Source organism: Qipengyuania sp. SM2507 (assembly GCF_053714505.1).
On record NZ_CM132307.1, the window covers coordinates 1,625,304 to 1,647,025 of the forward strand.

18 protein-coding genes and 1 tRNA gene are annotated in these 21,722 nt (G+C 63.9%); 13 read left to right on the forward strand and 6 right to left on the reverse strand.

Annotated features, from left to right (window positions below):
- Positions 1 to 14 precede the first annotated feature (14 nt).
- A complete protein-coding gene (locus tag ACWIKC_RS07905; protein WP_454596969.1) occupies positions 15 to 2,153 on the reverse strand; it encodes a sensor domain-containing protein in 2,139 nt (712 codons plus the stop codon).
- A 462-nt stretch (positions 2,154 to 2,615) separates the two neighbouring features.
- Here ACWIKC_RS07905 and ACWIKC_RS07910 point away from each other — a divergent pair, with 462 nt between their 5' ends.
- Both ACWIKC_RS07910 and ACWIKC_RS07915 read left to right on the forward strand, forming a co-directional pair.
- Positions 2,616 to 3,218 carry an outer membrane protein gene (locus ACWIKC_RS07910; protein ID WP_454596970.1) on the forward strand — a complete coding sequence of 201 codons (603 nt, stop codon included), beginning with the start codon at positions 2,616 to 2,618 and terminating at the stop codon, positions 3,216 to 3,218.
- 24 nt (positions 3,219 to 3,242) lie between these two features.
- On the forward strand, positions 3,243 to 3,680 hold the full coding sequence (locus ACWIKC_RS07915) for a DUF1801 domain-containing protein (protein WP_454596971.1): 438 nt from the start codon (positions 3,243 to 3,245) through the stop codon (positions 3,678 to 3,680).
- A 145-nt stretch (positions 3,681 to 3,825) separates the two neighbouring features.
- Here the strand turns inward: ACWIKC_RS07915 and ACWIKC_RS07920 are convergent, their stop codons facing one another.
- Entirely contained in the window at positions 3,826 to 6,666 is a 2,841-nt protein-coding gene (locus tag ACWIKC_RS07920; protein WP_454596972.1) for a hypothetical protein, read from the reverse strand.
- A gap of 305 nt (positions 6,667 to 6,971) precedes the next feature.
- Here ACWIKC_RS07920 and infA point away from each other — a divergent pair, with 305 nt between their 5' ends.
- The 9 genes from infA to purQ all read left to right on the forward strand — a co-directional run bounded on the left by infA (position 6,972) and on the right by purQ (position 14,076).
- Positions 6,972 to 7,217 (forward strand): translation initiation factor IF-1, encoded by a 246-nt coding sequence (infA, locus tag ACWIKC_RS07925; protein ID WP_007163491.1) that lies wholly within the window; start codon positions 6,972 to 6,974, stop codon positions 7,215 to 7,217.
- A 13-nt stretch (positions 7,218 to 7,230) separates the two neighbouring features.
- Entirely contained in the window at positions 7,231 to 7,815 is a 585-nt protein-coding gene (locus tag ACWIKC_RS07930; protein WP_454596973.1) for a Maf family protein, read from the forward strand.
- 9 nt (positions 7,816 to 7,824) lie between these two features.
- Positions 7,825 to 8,796, forward strand: coding sequence for a ribonuclease (locus ACWIKC_RS07935; RefSeq protein WP_454596974.1), 972 nt, complete (start codon positions 7,825 to 7,827; stop codon positions 8,794 to 8,796).
- Positions 8,793 to 8,981, forward strand: coding sequence for a DNA gyrase inhibitor YacG (yacG, locus tag ACWIKC_RS07940; protein WP_454596975.1), 189 nt, complete (start codon positions 8,793 to 8,795; stop codon positions 8,979 to 8,981). Before ACWIKC_RS07935 ends, yacG begins: the two co-directional genes overlap by 4 nt.
- Positions 8,982 to 9,097: 116 nt before the next feature.
- Positions 9,098 to 9,173 (forward strand) — tRNA-Phe (locus ACWIKC_RS07945).
- Between the two features lie 184 nt (positions 9,174 to 9,357).
- Complete coding sequence (purC, locus tag ACWIKC_RS07950) at positions 9,358 to 10,158, forward strand: phosphoribosylaminoimidazolesuccinocarboxamide synthase (protein ID WP_067608130.1); 801 nt, start codon at positions 9,358 to 9,360, stop codon at positions 10,156 to 10,158.
- Positions 10,159 to 10,215: 57 nt separating this feature from the next.
- Positions 10,216 to 13,077, forward strand: coding sequence for a M16 family metallopeptidase (locus ACWIKC_RS07955; RefSeq protein WP_454596976.1), 2,862 nt, complete (start codon positions 10,216 to 10,218; stop codon positions 13,075 to 13,077).
- Between the two features lie 88 nt (positions 13,078 to 13,165).
- Positions 13,166 to 13,402, forward strand: coding sequence for a phosphoribosylformylglycinamidine synthase subunit PurS (gene purS, locus ACWIKC_RS07960; protein WP_454596977.1), 237 nt, complete (start codon positions 13,166 to 13,168; stop codon positions 13,400 to 13,402).
- Complete coding sequence (gene purQ, locus ACWIKC_RS07965) at positions 13,399 to 14,076, forward strand: phosphoribosylformylglycinamidine synthase subunit PurQ (RefSeq protein ID WP_454596978.1); 678 nt, start codon at positions 13,399 to 13,401, stop codon at positions 14,074 to 14,076. Before purS ends, purQ begins: the two co-directional genes overlap by 4 nt.
- A 31-nt stretch (positions 14,077 to 14,107) precedes the next feature.
- Here purQ and ACWIKC_RS07970 read toward each other — a convergent pair whose 3' ends face one another.
- Positions 14,108 to 16,420, reverse strand: a complete 2,313-nt coding sequence (locus ACWIKC_RS07970; RefSeq protein WP_454599466.1) for a putative bifunctional diguanylate cyclase/phosphodiesterase — start codon at positions 16,418 to 16,420, stop codon at positions 14,108 to 14,110.
- 52 nt (positions 16,421 to 16,472) lie between these two features.
- Positions 16,473 to 16,727: a hypothetical protein gene (locus ACWIKC_RS07975; protein WP_454596979.1), complete on the reverse strand. Its 255-nt coding sequence runs from the start codon at positions 16,725 to 16,727 to the stop codon at positions 16,473 to 16,475.
- Between the two features lie 438 nt (positions 16,728 to 17,165).
- On the opposite strand from ACWIKC_RS07975, the gene ACWIKC_RS07980 reads away from it, so the two are divergent.
- Positions 17,166 to 18,419, forward strand: coding sequence for an MgtC/SapB family protein (locus ACWIKC_RS07980; RefSeq protein WP_454596980.1), 1,254 nt, complete (start codon positions 17,166 to 17,168; stop codon positions 18,417 to 18,419).
- Between the two features lie 167 nt (positions 18,420 to 18,586).
- On the opposite strand, the gene ACWIKC_RS07985 is transcribed toward ACWIKC_RS07980, so the two are convergent.
- Together ACWIKC_RS07985 and ACWIKC_RS07990 are read right to left on the reverse strand one after the other, a co-directional pair.
- Positions 18,587 to 18,973, reverse strand: a complete 387-nt coding sequence (locus tag ACWIKC_RS07985) for a response regulator (protein WP_454596981.1) — start codon at positions 18,971 to 18,973, stop codon at positions 18,587 to 18,589.
- 150 nt (positions 18,974 to 19,123) lie between these two features.
- Complete coding sequence (locus ACWIKC_RS07990) at positions 19,124 to 20,761, reverse strand: PAS domain-containing sensor histidine kinase (protein ID WP_454596982.1); 1,638 nt, start codon at positions 20,759 to 20,761, stop codon at positions 19,124 to 19,126.
- A 499-nt stretch (positions 20,762 to 21,260) separates the two neighbouring features.
- On the opposite strand from ACWIKC_RS07990, the gene ACWIKC_RS07995 reads away from it, so the two are divergent.
- On the forward strand, positions 21,261 to 21,710 hold the full coding sequence (locus ACWIKC_RS07995) for an NAD(P)H-dependent oxidoreductase (protein WP_454596983.1): 450 nt from the start codon (positions 21,261 to 21,263) through the stop codon (positions 21,708 to 21,710).
- Positions 21,711 to 21,722 lie beyond the last annotated feature (12 nt).

The window sequence follows — 21,722 nt, forward strand, 5'->3', positions numbered from 1 at the left end:
TGGCGGTGAGCTTATCAACATACCAAAGCATTCAGGCTATGAGCGACCTTCGACGGCCTGCCTTGAGAAAATGAGCTGACAAAGGATGATACGAGTGAGGCTGGCATCGCTTTGGCGTAGAGGAATCCCTGCCCGAACGGACAGCCTAGTCCGATCAACATTCTTTCCTGTGCGAAGGTTTCAATGCCCTCTGCCACCACGCGGATGTTCAGACTGTGTCCCAAGCAGATCACCGCTTCGACGATCGAGACGCTTTCATTGTCCTCGGGCAAACCTTGCACGAAGGACCGGTCGATTTTGATCGCATCGACCGGAAATTGTCGCAAGTGCGACAACGACGCATAGCCGGTTCCAAAATCATCAAGAGCGACCTTGACCCCATTTTCGCTGAGTAATTTCAGTGCGCGCTCGACGCATTCAGCGCCGCGGCCTAAAAAAACCGTCTCGGTCACTTCGACCTGGATGCAGCTTGCTGGAATGTTCGCATACGCTAACTTATCGAGCAATTGCTCGGCAAAATTATTATTCATAAATTCAGATGAAGCCGTGTTGATCGTCACGTATCCAAAGTCGATTTTTTTGTCGAGCCAAAGCCGTATGTCAGCCATTGCGCACGTGATCATGCGGTCGCTAATGCGGGTAGCGAGATCGGCATCTGCGAACGCCGCTTCGATCGTGCGGGGCTGCTGCACGCGCCGGGCTTTGTGGCGCCAGCGCAGCAACGCCTCAAACCCGACCAATCTGCCAGATCGTAAATCGACTATCGGCTGGTAGGAGGGGAAGATAAGATCTTCTTCCAGCGCCAAACGCGCAAGCGAGAGCATCGCCTCGCGATGCTCTATCGCTTGGAGCATGGGAGAGCCGAAAAAGGTCACCTGGCCGCGATCGCCGGCCTTTGAAACATGCATGGCGATATCGGCGCTTTTCATGATCGCCGCCTTGGTTTCTCCGTGCTTCGGAAAAGAGCTCACACCTATGCTGGCGCGGAAATCGATTATCTGGTCATTGTGAAGCCAGGGTGCCCTCAAATTTCTGGCGATCCGTTGAGCGCGGGCATGGGTATCTTTGCGGCACGTCAAATCGCGAAAAATCACCACGAATTCGTCACCGCCAATTCTCGCGACAAAATCATTCTCTCCGATCGAGCCCTTCAAGTGCTTACCCACTTGGACCAGCAAGGCATCGCCCGCATCGTGGCCGAACTCATCGTTGATTTGCTTGAAGTTATCGATATCCAAAATGAGCAAACAGAAGGGCTCGCCATCGGCAATCGCCATCGCAATTGTTTCCCGAAACTGCAAACGGGAAGCCAGTTTGGTCAGCGTGTCGTGGGTGGCAGCCCACCGCAAATCCGCCTCTGACTGTTTTTGCTGCGTGATATCCCGCGCGATGACCGCAAGCTCGGAAACCTGGCCGGCACCGTCGCGTATCGGCCTCACCCTGACGTCCCACCAGCGCAAATTCCCGTCAGCAGAATCGAACCGGAACGCAAGACTGTTGAGCCTCCCGATTGCTGCGGTTTCGATCGCAAGCTCGGTCGCGATGCGTATTTCTGCCGGATACTCGCTCCCCCAGGCATCTCCTATTGCCAAGGTTCTGTCCTTCGAGGCCGTATGGTTCCGAAAAGCTTTGTTCATGAATAGTATGGTGCCGGTCGTGTCCAGCACGCCGATACAATCTTGAGTGGCTCCGATGACACCCCTGCCTAAGGCTTGGTTTATTTTGAGGTCGTTTTGCGCTTCGATGCGTTCGTCGATGTCCGTGCAGGTTCCAATCCAACCCAACGGGGTGCCGCTGTCATCCTTCTGCAACTCGCCAATCGCGCTGACCCACCGATAACCCCCGCCATGGTGACGAATGCGGAAGCGTCCATTGTAAGTAGCCAAGCGATGCATGCACTGGCCCCACTGGGCCGCAACCTCGTCCCTATCCTGAGGGTGAACCAATGAGATCCACTGCTCCGGTTTCGCACGCGAAGTGCCTGTAAATTCAAACCAACGCCTGTTTTGGAAATTTCCTGTTCCGTTAGGATTCGTTGACCAGATCATCTGCGGAATGTCGTCTAGACGGGCCCGCCAATCCTTGTCCGTATTGGCGGCATTGGGCGCATCTCGCTCACAAGCAAAAGCTCTAAAAATTTGCTCGATAGGCATGATGAGGCGGTTCCTGATCAGACTATTTCAAGTCACGACGTTTTATCTTGATGCCTTGAAGCGCATAAATCTCGAATGAGCTCCCAAACAGTTGGGCTAAAGCAAGATATTAGGTAGGTTAATTCATGGGATTTTATGCATTTTTACTAGTGCGAATATTCGCTTGATCTGCGCACCACGCGATGGTTGCGCGCGACCAACCTTCTGTGGTGGAGAGGTTTTGTGAGGTAAAACAGCTGCATATTTTTGCGGGATGGTCGGAGAAATCGATCGACTGCCTTGCGTGCTCTGGCCTCGAAGCAGACTGGTCGCCTCCGGCCCAAGCGGTTGAAATCCGTAGGTGGGACCGACGGCCAGCTCTCCGCACCTCTTTCCTGCGCCATCCCGCGGTTCACCTGCGTGCAATCCGCCATGCGCGAGAGGGCGCCAATCCAGCGATCCGCGCACAAAGGAACCCACTTCATGAAAACCATTTTCACTGCCGCCATCCTCACCGCCGGCCTCGTCGCCACGCCAGCATTCGCGCAGGCTGCGGCGCCGGGCGGGCTCTACGTCGGCGCGCTCGCCGGCTATGAGGGCGTCGATGTCGAGGCCTCCGACGGTTCGGCCAGCGCCAGCGCCGATGCCGCGGTCTATGGCATCAACGCCGGTTACGACCTCAGCCTCGGCAGCGCCTTCGTCGGGGTGGAGGGCGAGTATTCGAAGAGCGGCGGCTCGACCGAATTTCCCGCCAGCTTCGGCGGCGCGCGTAACGGGCTCGAGGCCGGCGGGCAATATTACGTCGGCGCCCGCGCCGGTTTTGCGCTGACCCCGGGGATCGCGGCCTATGGCAAACTTGGCTACACCTCGCTCGACACCAGCGCCTTAACCAGCGCGGGTACGCTCTCCGAGCTCGATGGTAATGCCGACGGTGTGCGCTTCGGCGGCGGCGTGCAGGTGCAGCTGCCCGGTCCGCTCGAGGCGCGGCTCGAATACCGCCGTTCCAGCTACAAGGATGTCAATGACGGCACCTTCGGCGATGCGAGCACCGATCAGGTCGTTGCCGGCGTCGGCCTGCGGTTCTAGGCTCCACGCGGGGAGACACGCGCGATGAGCGAGAACAAGACCAAGCCGACCGGTGACGATGTCGAGACGTTGATCGCCGCGATTGCGGACCCGCAGCGGCGCGCCGATGCTGAGGAAGTCTGCACGATGTTGGCGCGCGCGAGCGGCGAGATCCCGCAGGTTTGGCGCGGCAACATGGTCGGTTTCGGCACCTACCGCTATCGCTACGACAGCGGGCGCGAGGGGGAGTGGTTCATCACCGGCTTCGCCTCGCGCGCCGCTTCGCTGACGCTCTACATCATGTCCGGGTTTCCGCAGTATCAGGGATTGATGGACCGGCTGGGAAAGCACAAGACCGGCAAGTCCTGCCTCTATATCAAGCGCCTCGCCGATGTGGATGGCGCGGTGCTCGAGGAACTGGTGACGCGCTCGGTCGCGCATATGCGCGCGACCCATGAGACGCTCGGGGCGGGCGAGACGTAAACTGGCGTACGGATCACATCGAGTGGCAAACGAGATTTGCTCGGTGCTTCTCTTGCGTCTCCGCAGCGCGCGCTTCGATCCTGCGCCTTAGCCAGCCATCCCAAATAATATAGCGCGCCCGTGAAGGGAAAAGAGCCGCCTCTCGCTAGAACAGCTTGCGTATATCGATGCCGAGATAGCGACCCGTCGGGTCGATCCGCAGCGGTTCGTAGGCGAGCGGGGTTATGCCATTGGCATCCACCACCTCGCGGCGAGTGTCGAAGATGTTGTCCGCGCGCAGCGAGACCCGCAGGCCCTTGAGCAGCCCCGATTCCGCGTCGGTCACCTCGCCCAGATCGGCGAACAGCCGCAGGTCGAAGGTGGCCAGGTCGCCGAAGAACAGATCGTTGCTGCCAGGCAGGTCGCCGCCGCGCAGTTCGCTGGGGCCGACATAGCTGCCCGACACGCGCATCCCGTAGCCCTGCCAGAACAGCCCACCCTCGAGCCGCGCACTGTAGACCGGCACGCCGCCACCGCCGAGCACGAAGCCGTCGCGCTGGTCGAGCACCGGGCCGTTGGCCGCGACAACGACCTCGTTCTCGAGCGCGAAATTGTGCGTCAGGCTGAGGAAATAGCGTGGGCGGGTGTCCGGGTCGTCGCCGCCCATGCCGGGAATGCCGCCGCCGCGTCCGCCGCGCCGTCCACCGCCGCCGCCACGCGCGGGCTGAGCAGCATTGCCGCCCTCGCCCGCCGCCGCGTTCGTGCTGCACAGCCGCTCGCGCAATTGCGCCAGCCGCTCGGGATCGATCTCGCCCGCCTCGTTGCGAAGCCGTGCGAGCATTGGCTCGGGCAGGCCTTCGAGATTGGGTGGATCGGCGCAGACTGCGGTACGCATCGCTTCCATCCGCTCGCCGCCGCGCTCGGCATCCGCGCCGCAGAAGCGCTCGCGCAGCTGGGCGATTCGTTCGGGAGGAATGGTGCCATCGGGCCCGCGCAGCCGCGCGAGCAGCGCCTCGGGCAGGCCGGAGAGATCGGGGGTCTCGCCCTCCGGCGTAGCGCAGAAGCGGGTCCGCATCGCTTCCATCCCTTCGGGGCCCATCGAGACCGTGGCGCCGCCGCCCGGTCCGCCGCGACCACCGCCGCGGTTCGCCGCCCCGGGGGGCGGAGCCTCGGGTGCTTCGGGTTCTGCGCCGAGACGGCCGCTAGTGTTGATCCCGATGGACAGCACCTTGCTGCGGGTCTCGAACAGCGTGATCGGACGGCGGTCGAGCTCGATCAGCTGGCCCGCGCCATCGCGCGTCACCCGGTCGGGGAAAGCGGCCTCGAAAGCCGGGCTCAGGCCCGGCGCGCCGGCGGTGACATCGCTCGAGCGGTTGACCGCGTAGTCGAGCTGGAGCCGCGTGTTGTCGATGAAGGGCAGTTCCCAATTGGCGGAGAACTTCCAGTCGGCCTGTGTCTCGGCCACCAGCGCGGGATTCCCGCCGGTGACGACCGTCGCCAGCACGCTCTCGCCGGTGACGAAGTCGAACACCGGTACGTTGAAATCGACCACCTGCGGATCGCCCAGCGCGTTGAGCCCCGGGGCAACCTCGCGCCAGATCCGCGTGGCGGAGAGGGTGAGCCTGTCGAAGGGCGACCAGTTCACCCCCAGGCTCCAGTCGGTCAGCGTGCCGAAATCGGAGAGTTCGTTGATACCCGCCTGGCCGGCGAGCGAGATCGAACCAACCGCATCGGCGAAGCCTTCGCGGCGGCTGGTTAGCGGCACCACGACATTGACCCCGGCGGAGAGATCGCCGCGAGTCAGCCGGCTGTCCTGCGCGCTGCGCGTGTCGGTACTGGAAATGCGGTTCCAGTTGTAGCCGACATCGAAGGTAGTCGCGACCTCGCCTGCGGGGAGATAGAGCGGCGAACCGGTGACTGTCGCCAGCGTGCTCGCACCCCACAGCGTGGAGCGCGCGGTGTCGACCCCCGCATCGGCGGGCGCAGGGAGCGGACCGTCAATCGCGAGCGTGCCGGCGAGCGCCTGCGCCTCGATGGCGGCGGTGTCGGCGCGGCGGTCGATCCGCGTGCGGCTGTTGGCGCGGCTGGCGTCGAAGGTCGCGGTGAGATTCCAGCCCTCGCCCAGCGGCCGGTTGTAGCTGCCCGAGCTGGCGATGGAATTGCTGACGACATTGCGCTCGAGCGGATCGCCCGCGCCGAAGGTGCGGAAGGCGCTGTTGCCCGCAGGATCGGTCACCAGCACGCTGTCGAGCCCTGAGAGGCTGCGGCGCTCGTTGTAGGCGCCGGTCAGATTGAGGCTGACCGAGGAACCGCTGTCGATGAAAGCCTTGGCGTAATTGGCGCTTGCCTCGACCCCGGCGCTGTCGGCGATCAGGCTGCGGAACTGGCGCGGATCGGGATCCCCGGCGCCATCACCCTGCGAACCGGCGACCAGCGTCAGATCGCGCTCGACCTCAGTCAGCAGGCTGGTGTCCTCGAACTCGAGGTTAAAATTGATCCGTGCCCCGTCGTTGATCGTCAGGAGCGAAAATTCCTGCTCGCTCTGCGAATAGCCGCCGATCCCGGGCTGGCCGTATTCGAGCTCGATCTCGCGGCTGGTGAAATTGTTCTTGAGGATGAAATTGACCACGCGGCGGTCGGGCGAATAGCCGAAGCGCTGCGCCACTTCCTCGGGAAAGACCTCGACCTTCTCTATCGCCTCGGGTGGGTAGGAGCGGAATTCGCGAAAAGAACCGATCCGCACCCCGTTGACGAGGAAAATCGGCCGCCCGCCGCCGCCACGACCGCGCGCGCTGCCGGTGGCGGGTTCGATCGCCTGGAGCAGATCGTCGATCGAGCCGGCGCCGAGCGCGGCGATATCCTCAGCGTCGAGTTCGAGCACCGGCGGCTGTTCGACATCGAGCGCACCGCGCTGGCGGGTGCCGGTGACCACGATTTCATTGTCGAGCATCGGCGCATCGGCCTGCGGATCGCTGGTATCGACCTCGATGTCGGGTGCCTGGGGCATGTCCTGCGCCGAAAGAGGCGCGGACAAAGGCAGGGCGCCGGCGAGCGCCAGAAGAGAAACCGTCGATGCGAGACGCAAGGGGTGTACCTTTCGAAAATCCGTAACTGGCCGCCCCCGCTGAGGGGGCAATGCGGCAGGATGCTCTTCGATACAACCACCCAGACTGTCGCGAAATGTAACCGGTCGGTACCGGTTCGTCGTTCGTCTAATAGCGCCAAGGCTTTCCTTTTGCCTGACACAGGGCTAAAGGGCGCGCCCCGGAGCGGCAATCGTGCCCGTACCCGTATCACGAACCAAGGAATCACATGGCCAAGGAAGAACTCCTCGAAATGCGCGGCAGGGTGGTCGAATTGCTGCCCAATGCGATGTTCCGGGTGGAGCTCGAAAACGGCCATGAGGTGCTCGGTCACACCGCTGGCAAGATGCGCAAGAACCGCATCCGCGTGCTGGTGGGCGACGAGGTGCTGTGCGAACTGACCCCCTACGACCTTACCAAGGCGCGGATCACCTACCGTTTCATGCCGGGTCGCGGCGGTCCGGGGCCGCAATAACGCGCCGCGCCGCATGAGCGCGCCCACTTCCCCGCCACGGCTTATCCTCGCCTCCGCCAGCCCGCGCCGCCTCGAATTGCTCGCGCGGCTGGGCGTGGCCCCCGATGCGGTGCTGCCCGCCGATATCGACGAAACCGCTCACAAGACCGAACTGCCGCGTGACTACGCGCAGCGCATGGCGCGCGAGAAGGCAATGGCCGTGAAAACCGAGGGCCATGTGCTGGCAGGCGACACAGTAGTCGCCGCGGGGCGCCGCATCCTGCCCAAAGCCGAGGACGAGGCGACCGCGCGTCGCTGTCTCGAGCTGCTTTCGGGCCGCCGCCACCGCGTGCTTTCAGCCATCGCGCTGCGCGCTCCCGACGGGACCTACCGTGAACGGCTGAGCGAGACTGCGGTCAAGTTCAAGCGCCTCTCCGCCGAGGAGATCGACGCCTACCTCGCGAGCGGTGAATGGCACGGCAAGGCCGGCGGCTACGCCATCCAGGGCGCTGCCGAGGGGCTGGTTTCCTGGCTCCAGGGCAGCCATTCGGGCGTGGTCGGCCTGCCGCTGTTCGAGACCCGCGCGCTGCTCAAGGCTGCGGGCTTTGCGCTTGCCTGAGCGCACGCAATGACCTGGTACGTCGAGCAGGGCATCGCCGAGGAGCGCGCGGTCAAGCTCGAACGCGGTCGTATCGTCGAAGCTCGTCTTCACTGGCCGGGCGCTCTAACGGCAGGCCAGGTCGAGGACGCCGTGCTGGTGTCGCGCGCCAAGGGAAGCTCCCGCGGGACATTACGCTTCGCCAGCGGCGAGGAAGCCTTGGTCGACCGGCTCCCGGCATCCGCCAGCGAAGGCGGCGCGATCCGTGCCCGAGTCATCCGCGCGGGCACGAAGGAGCGCGACCGGATCAAGCTGGCGCAGGCCGTGCCGACCGACGCATCGACCTGCCCCGCCCCCACGCTCGCCGAGCAATTGGGCAAGGCTGGTCACGAGGTCGAAACCGTCCGCCGTTTCCCCGACGACGAGTGGGAAGAGCTCTGGCTCGAAGCGTGGTCGGGCGCGGTCGCCTTCGACGGCGGCGAACTGGCCTTCTTCGACACGAGCGCGATGGTGCTGATCGATATCGACGGTCCCGACGATCCGCGCCGCCTCGCGCTGGCCGCGGTCCCTGCGTTGGCCGAGGCGGTCGGACGCCTCGATCTGGCGGGCTCGATCGGGGTCGATTTTCCCACGCTCGCCGCCAAGACCGACCGCAAGGCGGTGGATGCCGCGCTCGATACCGCGCTTGGCCACTGGAACCACGAACGCACCGCGATGAACGGCTTCGGCTTCGTCCAGATTGTCGCGCGCGCCGAGAGGCCCTCGCTGCTGCGCCGCCTCCACCACGACCGCGCGGGCAGCGCCGCGCGGCTGCTGCTGCGGCGCGCCGAATTCGTCGCGGAACCCGGCTGCCTGCTGTTAACCGCGCATCCCGCCGTCCTCGCCCGGTTGCAGCCCGAATGGCAGACCGATCTGGCGCGAAGGACCGGGCGCACGGTGTTGACGCACAGCGACCCGAGGCTTGCACTCGAGGGCGGCTTCGCCCAGGCGGTCACGACATGACTGCACCGAGGAAATCCTGCCCGATCTGCAAGAAGCCGCGCGTCGAGGAACACGCGCCCTTCTGCTCGCAACGCTGCCGCGACCGCGATCTCGCGCGCTGGTTCGGCGATGGCTACGCCGTGCCCGGCCGGCCCGCCGCGCCCGAGGAAATCGCCGCCGAGGTGATCCGCGGCGAGGAGGACTGAAAACGCCCTTGCCAAGCGCAGGCCGCTTCGCCATAGGGCGGCGCTCCAACCGCTCGCCGGTCGCCGAATAGCCCCATGTGCGGCCCAGTGGTCCCGCGAGACGCCCGGAATAATGGGCCCAGGTAGCTCAGTTGGTAGAGCATGCGACTGAAAATCGCAGTGTCGGGGGTTCGAATCCCTCCCTGGGCACCACTCTCGCCCGAGTTGCTCCAAGCACGGCAGCCACAAACGCCCTTTTCGAAGGCCCGGCACATTGATTGCCTCGCCTGCAAGCCTCATGTAAGCAGATCGCCTCGCCCCGGTCTGCGGATTGCACCGATTCCGCGCCCGGGGCGGATGTTTTTTCGTCGCACTTCTCGTCGTAAGGAAACGCCGCATGGCTCGTCGCCGCCAGATTTACGAAGGCAAGGCCAAGATCCTCTACGAAGGACCCGAGCCGGGCACGATCATCCAATATTTCAAGGATGACGCCACCGCCTTCAACGCCGAGAAGAAGGGCACGATCAACGGCAAGGGCGTGATCAACAACCGCGTCAGCGAATATATCTTCACGCGGCTGTCGCACATCGGGGTGCCGACCCATTTCATCCGCCGCCTCAACATGCGCGAACAGCTCGTCCGCCAGGTCGAGATCGTGCCGATCGAGGTGGTTGTCCGCAACATCGCTGCGGGCTCGATCTGCAAGCGGCTGGGGCTGGAAGAAGGCGAGCCGTTGCCGCACACGCTGATCGAATATTACTACAAGGACGATGCGCTGGGCGATCCGCTGATCGCCGAGGAACATATCGCCTGCTTCAACTGGGCCAGCGGCGAGGAGATGCAGGACATTTCCTCGATGGCGATCCGGGTCAACGACTTCCTGTGCGGCATGTTCGCCGCGATCGATATCCGGCTCGTGGATTTCAAGCTCGAGTTCGGGCGGCTGTGGGATGGCGATTTCAGTCGCATCATCCTGGCCGACGAGATCAGCCCGGACGGCTGCCGGCTGTGGGACGTCAACACCGGCGAGAAGCTCGACAAGGATCGCTTCCGCCGCGATCTGGGTGGCGAGGAAGAGGCTTATCGCGAGGTAGCACGGCGGCTCGGACTGCTTCAGAACGAGGACAATGGCGCGGGCGAGGTTTTCGACCTTTCCGCCCACCGCGGAAGGCTGCGCGGCAGCAAACCGAAGAAATAAACGCCTTCGCAAAGGCTTGTCATTGAAACTTCAGTTTTGCTCGGGCAGAACTGTGCCATGAAGCTTCGCCATTCGACGCGTCTCGCGCTCTCGCTCTTCGTCACCACCGCAGTCTCCGGCATCATCGCCGCCCCAGCCTTCGCCGAACCGGTGGGCTGGAATGCCTCGGACTGGGAGCTGGAGGACAGCGAGTTCGAACCCGAGAGCGGCTGGTATTTCGGCCAGCTCGACAACGGCTTGCGCTATATCGTACGCCGTAACGACCGGCCCGAGAACACTGCGCTGGTCCGGATGGACATCGCCGCTGGCTCGCTAGATGAGCGCGCCGAGGAGCGCGGCTACGCCCATTACGTCGAGCACATGGCCTTCAACGGTTCGACCAATGTGCCCGAGGGCGAGATGATCAAGCTGCTCGAACGGCTGGGACTGGCCTTCGGCGCGGACACCAATGCCTCGACGAGTTTCGATCGCACGCAATACAAGCTCGACCTGCCGCGCGCCGACGCGGAACTGCTCGACACCGCGCTGATGCTGATGCGCGAGACCGCGAGCGAGCTGACCTTCGACGAGGAAGCGGTTCAGCGCGAAAAGGGTGTGATCCTTGCCGAAAGGCGGGTGCGCAACGGCTATGCGCTCAAGAACACGGTCGATTCGCTCGAATTCGCCTATCCCGGCTCGCTGATCGCCGAGCGGCTGCCAATCGGCACCGCCGAGACGCTTGAAGCCGCCGATGCCGCGAATTTGCGCGCCTTTTGGGAGCGCGAATATGTCCCCACCGACACTGTGATCGTGGTGGTAGGCGATTTCGATCCTGCGCTGGTCGAAGCGAAGATCGTCGAATATTTCGGCAACTGGGTCCCGGCGCCCTCACCCGACCAGCCCGATGGCGGCCCGATCGATCCCGATTATAGCGGCGCGACGGACATCTATCTCGATCCGGCATTGACCGAAACGATCTCGCTGGTGCGCCATGGCCCTTATATCGACCGGCCAGATACGCGCGCGGAGCGGCGCGCAGCGCTGCTGCGACAGGTCGGCGCAGGCGCGCTGTCGCGGCGGTTGCAGCGGCTCCAGCGCAACGAGAATCCGCCGTTTCGCGGAGTCGGATTTTCCACCAACAATGTGTTCGAGGCGGGCCGTAGCAGCACGCTCGGCGTCGCGAGCGAAGAAGGACGCTGGAGCCAAGCCCTTGAAGTGGCGGTAGACGAATATCGCCGCGCGCTCACGCATGGCTTCAGCGAGGACGAAATCTCCGAACAACTGGCCAATATCCGCACCGGGCTGGAGAACGCGGTGGCCAATGCCGAGACGCGCAGCAATGCCGCGCTGGTAGGCCAGGCGCTGGCGATTGCGCGCGGCGATGGCGTACCCACCGCGCCCGCCGAAACGCTCCAGCGGTTCGAGGGAATGGCACCGGGCGTGACCCCTGCCGAGGTGCTCGCCGCCATGCGCGCGGACAGCATCGCGCTCGACGAGCCGCTGATCCGCTTCTCGGGGAAGACCGCGCCCGAGGGCGGGGAGGCAGCGCTGCGCGCCGCGGTGGAAGCGGCTTTCGCCCGCCCCGTCGCCCCGCCGCAGGACACCGTCAGCGTCGAATTCGCCTATACCGATTTCGGGCCCGTCGGCGAGGTGGTCGCGGACAGCCGGACCTCGGATCTCGACATCCGCACAATCCGCTTCGCCAATGGCGTGATGCTCAATCTCAAGCCCACCGACCTCGCGGACGACCGGGTGTCGGTCCAGCTCAACATCGATGGCGGACGGATGCTCGCCTCACGCGGCGATCCGCTCGCAGTCGAACTGACGGGGCTCTACACCGCAGGCGGGCTCGGCCGGCACAGCCGCGACGAATTGCAGTCGATCCTCGCCGGGCGTTCGGTCGGGGCGGGCTTCACGGCGGGCGGCGAGACTTTCAGCGGCGGCGCCACCACCACCCCGCGAGACCTCGAGCTGCAGCTACAATTGATGGCTGCCTATCTCACCGATCCCGGCTACCGCACCGAGGGTCTCGGCCCGTGGCAGCGCTCGCTGGCGGATTTCTTCGCCCGGCTTGGTCGCACGCCGGAATCGGCGCTGGGCGAAGGGCTTGGTCCGCTGCTGTCGGACCAGGACCCGCGCTTCACCCGCCAGCCGCTGGATGCCTATAGAGCGCTCGAATACGACCAGCTCGCCGCCACCATCGGCGACCGGCTGGCCAATGGCGCGATCGAGATCGCGCTGGTCGGCGATTTCGACGAGGACGAGGCAATCCGTACGGTCGCGCAGACGTTCGGCGCGCTGCCGCAGCGCGAACCGGTCTTCCGCGCCTACGAAGGCAAGAGCCGCGAGCGCAGCTTCACCGAGCGGCGCGAGACCGTCACGCTGACGCATGGCGGCGAACCCGACCAGGCGGTGCTGCGTATGGTCTGGCCGACCGTCGACGACAGCGACTGGACGCGCACCAGCCGCTTGACGCTGCTGTCGCGAGTGATGCGGCTGGCGCTGACCGAAAAGCTGCGCGAGGAGCTCGGGCAAACCTATTCGCCCTCCGTCGACAGCAGTCCGTCGAACATCTACCGCGACTACGGCACCTTCAGCCTGGGCGCTTCGGTCGATGTCGCGCAGCTCGACGCGGCAGAGGCGGCGATCGAGGAAACCGTCAGCACGATGATTGCGGATGGACCCGATACGGATCTGGTCGAGCGCGCCCGGCAGCCAATCCTCGAAAGCCTCGACAACCGCCTCAAGAGCAATGGCGGCTGGATGGGGCTGGTCGATCGCGCGCAAAGCGAGCCCGAGGATATCCGCCGCTTCCTCGAAGCAAAGGACCGCCAGCTGGAGATCACCCCGGCCGACCTTCAGGCGCTAGCGGCGCTGTATCTCGATCCTGCCCAGGCGGTGCGCATCCGCGTCGTCCCAGAGACAAGCGCGGCGGAGTGAGCCTGGGCCGCAGCTTGCCCTTCGGCGGCGGCATCGGCATAGGCGCAGCATACGTGACCTCCGCCGTAATTCGAAAGGTTCGCCGCCCATGAATATCCGCATCCATGTCAGCCTCAAGCCCGGCGTGCTCGATCCGCAGGGCCGCGCGGTGCATCATGCACTCGACGGACTCGGTTTCGCCGGGGTCGAGGATGTCCGCATCGGGCGGCTGATCGAGCTCACAGTGGCGGACGCGACCAGCGATGCCGATCTGGAAGCGATGTGCGAGAAGCTGCTCGCCAACACTGTGATCGAGAATTACCGCATCGAAAAGGTCGGACAATGAGCTTCCGCGCCGCAGTCGTCACTTTTCCCGGCTCCAATTGCGACCGCGACATGGCGGTGGCGGTGGAATCGATTTCGGGCCAGCAGCCGATCCGTGTTTGGCATGGCGACAGCGCGCTGCCCGACCGGCTCGACTTCATCGCCCTGCCCGGCGGCTTCTCCTATGGCGATTACCTGCGTTCGGGCGCGATGGCGGCGAACAGCCCGATCATGCGCGAGGTCGCTGCGGCGGCGGGTCGCGGCGTGCCCGTGCTGGGCGTGTGCAACGGTTTCCAGGTGCTGACCGAAGCGGGGCTGCTGCCCGGCGCGCTGATGCGCAACGCCAGCCAGCATTTCATCTGCCGCACCGTCGATCTCACGGTGGAGAACACCGACTCGTTGTTCACCCGCGGCTTCGAGCCCGGACAGCGCCTTCGTATCCCTGTGGCGCATCACGATGGCAATTACTTCGCCGACGAGGCCACGCTCGACCGGCTGGAGGGCGACGGGCGCGTGGCGCTGCGCTATGTCGAGAATTGCAACGGCTCGCGCCGCGATATCGCTGGGGTTCTCAACGCTAGCGGCAATGTGCTGGGCATGATGCCGCACCCCGAGCGCGCAGTCGATGCCGCGCATGGCGGTACAGATGGCCGCGCGCTCTTCGAGAATGTCTTAAAGGCGCTCGCTCACGCCTGAGGCGGCGCACCGGCGCTAGCCGAAACCGGGCTCAGGCCAGCCTGCGCGCCTCTTCGCGTTCGAAGACCTGTCGGGCTTCGGCGGCGGGCATCGGGCGTCCGAAGTGATAGCCCTGAATCTTGTTGCAGCCCATCGAGCGGATCATCTCGGCTTCCTCGGCGGTTTCCACGCCCTCGGCGGTGGTCGTCATGCCGAGGCTGCGCGCCATCGCAACGACCGCGTTGATGATTGCCAGGCTCTCGGCGCTGTCCTGCGATGCGCCTTGCACGAAAGTCTGGTCGACCTTGATGGTCGAGAAGCGCAGCTTGCGCAGATAGCCGAGCGAGGAGTAGCCGGTACCGAAGTCGTCGAGCGCCACAGAGCAGCCCAGCGCCATCACCTGTTCGAGCGCGCGGCGGGCCACATTGGCATCACGCAGGAAGATGCTCTCGGTCACCTCGATTTCGAGCCGTTCGGCGGACAGGCCGCTGTGCGACAGCGCGTGGACCACGCTGGTCGCGAAATCCGGTTCGGTCAGCTGTTCGGGGGAGACATTGACGTTGATGCCGATATGCGCAGGCCATTGCGCGGCTTCGCAACAGGCCTGCTGCATCACCCATTTGCCGATCGGAACAATCAGGCGGGTGTCTTCGGCCAGCGGGATGAACTTGCCCGGGCTGACCGAGCCATGGACGTCGCTGTTCCAGCGCACCAGCGCCTCGAAACTGACGACCTGCTCGGTGTTGGCGTCGACCACCGGCTGATAAGCGAGCGACAGCTCGTCGTTCTTGAGCGCGTTGCGCAGCGAGAATTCGAGCTGGCGCCGTTCTTCTGCCGTGGCGTGGAGCGAGGGTTCGTATTCGCGGTATTCGCCGCCGCCAGAATCCTTGGCGCGATAAAGAGACAGATCGGCGTTGCGCATCAATTCCTCGACCGAGCGCCCGTCACGCGGCCCGAAGGCAGCGCCGATGCTGGCGCCGACATAGAGAACGTGCTGATCGACCTGGTAGGGCTCGGACAGATGCTCGATGATCGATTTCGCCACCTGCTCGACCTTCGAGCGATCGGCGGCATCTCGGATTACCACGCCGAATTCGTCGCCGCCCAGCCGGCCACAGATCTTGTTCTCGGTCATCAGGCTCTTGAGCCGTCCCGCCACCAGACCCAGGAGGCGGTCGCCGGTCAGATGGCCGAGCGAATCATTGACCGCCTTGAAGCGGTCGAGATCGATCATCAGGAAAGCGCAGCGGGTGCGCCATTTTGCGGCATAGCCGATCGCATCCCCCAGCGCCTCGTTGAGCATCAGCCGGTTGGGCAGCGCGGTGAGCGTGTCGAAGCGCGCGAGATAGGCGATCTTCTCCGAGGATTCGCGCTGGGTGGTGACATCCGAACCGACCCCGCGGAAGCCGGCGTAGCCGCCGCTCTCGTTGAAGATCGAGGTGCCCGACAATTCCCACCAGCGGCGCTCGTCGTTGACCATCACCTCGACCACGAGATTGGAGAAATTCTCGCGCTTCTTCAGCTTCTCGGCGAATTCGTGGAGGCTTGAGGGAAAGCGACCGGTTTCCCAGGCGCTTCCGGAAATCAGCTCGAGGAAGCTGCGGCCTTCGATCTCGGACAGTTCCTGTCCCAGCGCGACCGCGAGTCGCGGCGAGACCGATCGCAGGCGGCGACGCGGATCGAGCTCGAACAACCAGTCGGCATCGGAGTCCTCGTATTCGCGCAGCAGCAGCGAGACGACTTCGCTCTTCTCGTTCATTCCCAATTGGGCAATCTTGGCCGACAGCGCCACACGCGCGCCCTCGATGGTGCCGAAGGCGGCGAAAACTCCCGTTACAATCGCGATGATCCCGAGGCCGATTTCGCCCATCAGCAGGAGACCAGCCGCATATCCGAAGGCGGTGACGATGCAGAACAATACCGTCCCGGCCGGCGCGCCGTAGCGCGAAACCGCCGAGACGAGCAGCATGATTCCCGCGAAGCCCCAGGCGATGGCATTGGTCCCGGGATCGGCCAGCGGCATGAACAGGAAAGCCGGCAGGGCCCAGACCACGCCTTTGAGACCCGAGTAGAGAGTATGGCGCAGATATTCATCTCTGGTGAAAATGCGCTGATTGGCATCGCGCATCGTCAGATCGAGGCGGGCCCCGTCGGCGGTTACGATGAGGACCACCACGCCCCACGCACCGATGACCCATGGACCGACCACCGGCTGGAAAAGATAGAAGAACAGCGCCACGCCGGCCAAATGCAGCGCAATCCGCATCGGCAGCCGCGCGGCAAGCAGTGCATATTGCGAACCCTGCAATTGCGACCAGTCGCCCCTCACAGGCTCCTTCAGCCCAAGGACGATGCGCGCGCACATCCCTTCGGCAAAATCGATTGGGGCTGATTTGCTGTCTTTCACGCCTTCGCGACTACGCCCAAAAGGTTATGCGCCGGTAAAGGATGAACCGAAATTGCGCCTGGCGCGGCGTGGCCATTACCACCCGACGATCGACATCGATCCGGTTCGACCGACGCACAAGATCACCGGCTGCAACAAATGGCATGATAGCGGCCGCGACAGCAACGTAGTGCAGGTTTTCGCGCGGCAGGGCGGCGATGCACGCTGCTTCTATCTTGCGGGGCAGAGACGGGTGGCGCTGAACCAATTTCCCGACCTGCGCCAACTCGGCCGCAATCGTAGTCGGATAAGGCGGGCAAACGCGGGAGCACCTCGATATTGGATCCAATACTGCCGTGACCGCCGCGTCGGCCCGCTCAGCCTTACTCCTCGGGTGGCGGCTCGCCCTCTTGGGGCGGCGCGTTTGTCATTTCCGTTTCCGGCACGTCCACGGGAACTGCATCGGGATCCGGATCGGCGACCTGTGTAATACTCGCACCGCTCACAACGTCCCGCAATCGGCGAAAAAAACGGGGCGCAGGAAGCCTTCTCCGTACCGCGTCCTTCCTGCATAGCCTCGCAGACCGAAGCGACCGGTGCGGCACCGCTCGCGTTCCTATTGCGAAAGCAGCGACATGACTGACAATAGCCGAAGCGCGAGTTCCCGGATATTCTGGCAGCGACGCGCCGGGAATGCAGCGCGCACTTCCGGGGAGATCGTCGGATGAACTGGAATGCCGAATATCTGGCGATAGGGGCCGCTCTGGCGGTCGGGCTGCTGATCGGCATCGAACGGGGCTGGAACCTGCGCCAGGCCTCGGACGGAACGCGCGTTGCCGGGGTGCGGACTTTCACCTTGCTTGGCCTTATCGGCGGTCTTTCCGGCCTCTTGAGCGAGAATGGACAAGAGTTCGTCGCCGGCGCGCTGTTCGCGGCGGCAGCGGTTGTTCTTGCAATCGGCTATTTCAAAACGGTCGCGCCACCCAAGTCAGATGCGACGACAGCCATTGCCGGGCTTCTCACGCTGGCGCTGGGGTTCGTGGCCGGTTCCGGAAATCCGGCACTCAGCATCGCCTGTGCGGCAGTGGTAACCCTGACCCTAGCGCTCAGAAGCGAACTGCATTCGCTGATCGAAAAACTGGAGGAGCAGGACGTGAAGGCTCTGGCCCGCTTCGCGGTGATCGCGGTTGCAGTGCTGCCGTTCCTCCCCAGCGGCATTTATGGCCCATACGGCGCCTGGGACCTCCAGAAGCTGTGGCTCGTGGTGGTGCTGGTGACCGGTTTTTCCTTCATCGGTTACATCGCCAATCGCATCGTCGGGGTCCGCCATGGAACGATAGTGACCGCCTTGATTGGCGGAGCCTACAGCTCCACGGCGGTCACCCAGTCGCTCGCGCAGCGTCTCGGATCGGGCGGCGCCGGCGGCGCCGAACCGGCAGGCATCGCGCTGGCCACTCTGGTGATGTATATCCGCGTACTGATCCTGGTATCGGTCCTTGCGACCTCCGTATTTCTCCCCTTGATGGTCATCATCCTGCCGGCGCTGATTACGGCTGCCGTCGCGGGTTTCTGGCTCTATCGAAAATCATCGGCAAGCGATGGCGCACCCGCGCCGGGCAATCCGATCGCGCTGCTACCCGCGCTCGCTTTCGTGGCCTTCGTCGCGGCGGCAGCGGTTGCAGCGCGCTGGGCGGAAGGCCGGTTCGGCGAACAGGGTATTGCGATCCTTATCCTGATCATGGGCAGCATCGACGTCGATGCCGCCATCGTGACCGTGGGCGGGCTGGAAGTCGGCGCCATCTCTCCTGCGCTTGCGGCACTGGCGCTGGGGGGCACGGTGCTCGCGAATATGACGGTGAAGCTGGGCATCACGATCGCCTATGCGCGCGCGAAGGGCAAAAGCGCGGCGATCGCATTGGGTGCCAGCATGCTCGTGCTGGCGGGATCGCTGGGCGTGGGTTTGGTACGGTTGGTGTGAGCGCTCTGCGCCCGCCACCGCCGGCCCGGCGCTGCTCGCATTTGATGGCGGCATCTCGCTGACTCTCGCGAAGGATCGACTTCGCCACTGGTCTATCCAGTGCAGTCGGTCGAGGCCTGCGTGCTGCAGGCCTCGACATTTCTATATTTGAGCGACGGGGGGCGGCGTTATCGCAAGCGCGGCATCAATTCCTCGATTGTGCGCATGAGCACGGATTGGCTGATCGGTTTCGGCAGGACGATCTCGTAGCCCGCTGCGCGCGCGAAAGCCTCTCGCCGGTCGTCGAGAAAGCCGCTGATCAAGATCGATCTGCCGTTCCAGCCCGCCGCTCGAAGTTCGGTCAACAGTTCGACGGCGTCGGTCTGGGGCATCATCAGATCGGCGAGCAGGCAGCAACACGCGAGCGCGGCCGGATCGCTCGCCAACCGGACGCCGGAAGGATAGGCGCGGACCGCGTAGCCCCTTGATTGCAGCAGGAACTGCAGGCTGCGCCGAACTGCATCGTCGTCATCGACGAGCAGAACGCAGTGTCTGGATTCGGGAGGTTGCAACATGGGATTCCGAGGCGGTCGCCCGATTGAAGACTATCGACCGCCAATAGCCGAGAGCTCGACCGGCCTCATTCCGTAAATATCCCGATGCGCCAAAGAGCTCGCATCGTCACACGTCCGCCCATGCCTCGCGACCGATCGCGAGCATCCGCCTCACGGCACTTCCTCGCTCGGACTCACCAGGGTGAAATGGAATTCGGTGCCCCCTCCTTCCCTGTCCGCTGCCCAGATGCGCCCTCCGTGCGCTTCGACTATCGTGCGGCAGATCGACAGCCCGAGGCCCATCCCGGTATCCTTGCTGCTGTTGAAGGCATGAAACAGGCGATCCCGCACTGCCGGTGCAATCCCGGGCCCGGTGTCCATGACCGATATCTGGATTGTGTCCGCATCAATCCGCACGGTGGTGACCTCCAGTTGCTTTACCGGGGTGTTCTCCATCGCTTCGATGGCGTTGCGCATGAGATTGATGAGGACCTGCTCGATCTGCACCTTGTCGATCAGGGCAGGTGTCGCGTCGGGTTCAAGGGAGAAGTGGGTGGTCACTCCTTTCTCCCGAATGCCGACCAGGGCGAGCGCACTGGCCTCCTCGATCACTTTGGGAAGGTCCTGCGGGGATTTGCTCACATCACCCTTGGAGACGAATTCACGCAAGCGGCGAACGATGTCCCCTGCGCGGAGCGATTGTCGACCCATGTCCGAAACGATCTCGATGAGCGTTTCATCGTCGGGCGGTTCGGAATCCTCGAGCAGCGCCACAGCCGCCTCGCTGTAGCTGGCGATAGCGGTTAGCGGCTGGTTGAGCTCGTGGGCGAGGGTCGAAGCCATCGTGCCCATCGCGCTGAGGCGGGAGACATGGATCAACTCCGACTGAAGCTCTGCAAGCTGCGATTGAAAAGCGCGGCGTTCGCTGAGATCCTGGATGAAGCCGGTGAAGAGCCTCTGATCGGGCGTGCGGGCCTCGCCCACCGACAACTGCATGGGGAAGGTGCTGCCGTCCGCGCGCTGCCCGTCAACGATCCTTCCAATCCCGATGATTCTGGGAATGCCGGTTTCGAGATAGCGCTGCAGATAGCCATCGTGCCTCTCGCGGTCAGGCAAAGGCATCAACAGGCTTACGTTCTTGCCGACCACGGAGGCCTCCGAATGGCCGAAAAGATGTTCCGCCGCCGGACTGAACGACAGGATGATACCCTGCTCGTCGATCACCACCATGCCGTCGGGCACGGTATCGAGGATCGACTTGAGATGTTCCTCGCGCCTGCGAAGCGCGTTTTCTTCGGCCTTGCGCTCGGTCACGTCGTGAACGATCTTGGCGAAGCTCACTCCCTTTCCATTGTCTTCGCTGATCGGGATGACGGTGAGGTGTGCGATGAACTCCGAACCATCGGCACGCTTCTGCCAGGCCTCACCCACGAAGCGCCCCGTTTTTCGAGCCCGTTCGAGCTGGTTCATGGCCACCGAGTGCGCTTCGGGAACGGTCAGGAAAATCGAGACGTGCTGACCGGTTGCCTGTTCCGCGCTCCACCCCAGCGTGTCCGTCGCTCCGCGATTCCAGCTGGTGATATAGCCATGCTCGTCGATCGTGAAGATCGCATAGCCCGAGGCGCCTTCGAGCATGAGATCGAGCAGCCTGTTCGCTTGCTGGGCGGCCGCGCGCAGAGCCGACCGGCGGCTGTCGAGCCAGCCAATGCCTCCGCACACGAGGATGAACATGCCTGTCTGCAGGAGGGTTGCACCTGAAAGCCGGTCTGCAGAAGCGACCAGGGTGAGGCCCGCGACCAGCGACAGCATTCCGGCGAAAACTCCCGGTCCGCGACCGGCGACCAGGATCGCGAAAACCACGGGCAGTACGAACAGGATATAGGTGGCCTTCGATCCGACCATGGGATCGACTGCGAGACGCAGAAAATAGGTCGCACCCACGGCAGCGGCAGCGACCCCGTACCTCGCTGCAATGCCGCGAAACGCTTTCCAGCCGATTGGTACTGCTGTCATAAGGTGGTGGCCCGCCACCGCCCAGCCTCCCGAATGAGATGGCACGGTCCAGACCGACAGATATCATCTGTGAAGACTGCGTCAAATTCATCGCCGGACCGAGATGCCGTCCCGCGTGGAGAATATTCGCGCAATTGGGGTGCCCCTCCGTATATATCCCAATGTCGCGGAATTGCCGAGTTTGGATACACCGAGGCAGGCAGGCGCCGACGAGGTCCCACCCCCCTTGCCGGCGTCTGCTCGCTGTTTGAGGGTGGTTCCAACCTGACAGGCAGTCCGCCAGCGCAGAGGTGTCATGACCATTCGCAAGATCCTGATCATCGACGGTCACCCGGACCCATCCCCGGACCGCTTCGTGCATGCGCTCGCCGAGGCTTACGCCGAGGGCGCGGAAGCGCATGAGGTCCGTCGGCTCAAGCTCGGCGAGCTCGACATTCCGTTCGTGCGCAGCGCGGAGGAATGGACGAAGGGCGAACCATCAGCCGCGATCGCCTCGGCGCAGAGCGATATCGTCTGGGCCGAACACATAGTGGTTCTGTATCCCCTGTGGCTGGGGGACGTGCCGACCCTGTTCTACAAACTGGTCTATGGTGCCCACAGCGTGAAGAGCCTCGAGCGCAACATTCTCAAGTTCGTGGGAATTCGCCGGATCGAACGGATGATCCTGGGATCCGTAGAAGCGGACGAGGATCGACGGCGCCAATGGCTCGACGAGATGAGAGCGCTGGGAGCCGGGGGTGCGTGAAGGTGCGCAAAG